We start from the raw sequence: 696 nt of genomic DNA, 5'->3' as shown, positions 1-696 counted from the left end.
AGTAAAGGTTCTAGAAAGAGTTAAGAAACAAGATGAGGATTATGGATTCGAAGAAAAATTTAATTATATTTTAGAGTAAGTAAACCCTAATTACATTACGTACACAGGCTTAAAACTCCCCAAAGCCAATTAAGCAAGCCGTAACCCATATAAAACTTAAACTCAACAAGTAGCATGTGTACGGAACGTACGCATGCAGTTCTCAGGGTTTAAGCCAAGAGGGTCGTCTGAAACAACAAATACAGTTTCAGACGACCTTTCTTTCAACAAGCCACCACAGCAATCAGACAAAAGCAACCCACCGCCACACCCATATCGGTAGCACGGCCGGCAAAACGATTATCCGAAACGGCGGGGATACCACCCTCAAAGGTGCGCAGCTTATCGGCAAAGGCGTACAGGCAGATACGCGCAACCTGCATATAGAAAGTGTTCAAGATACTGAAACCTATCAAAGCAAACAACAAAACGCCAGTGCACAAGTTACCGTAGGTTATGGCTTCAGTGCCAGTGGCGATTACAGCCAAAGCAAAATCCGAGCCGACCATGCTTCGGTAACCGAGCAAAGCGGTATTTATGCCGGAGAAGACGGCTATCAAATCAAGGTCGGAAACCATACAGACCTCAAAGGCGGCATCATCACCAGCAGCCAAAGCGCAGAAGACGAAGGCAAAAACCGCTTTCAGACGGCCACCC

The 696-nt window shown here is 46.0% G+C and carries 2 pseudogenes; both read left to right on the top strand.

The window, feature by feature from the left end:
- Positions 1 to 79, top strand: a pseudogene (locus ACTHUR_RS14375) (barstar family protein); the annotation flags it as partial.
- A 114-nt stretch (positions 80 to 193) separates the two neighbouring features.
- A pseudogene (locus ACTHUR_RS14370) lies at positions 194 to 696 on the top strand (hemagglutinin repeat-containing protein); the annotation flags it as partial.

This window comes from Neisseria sp. P0021.S007 (genome assembly GCF_051956855.1).
This window is presented reverse-complemented; position numbering and strand designations above follow the sequence as displayed.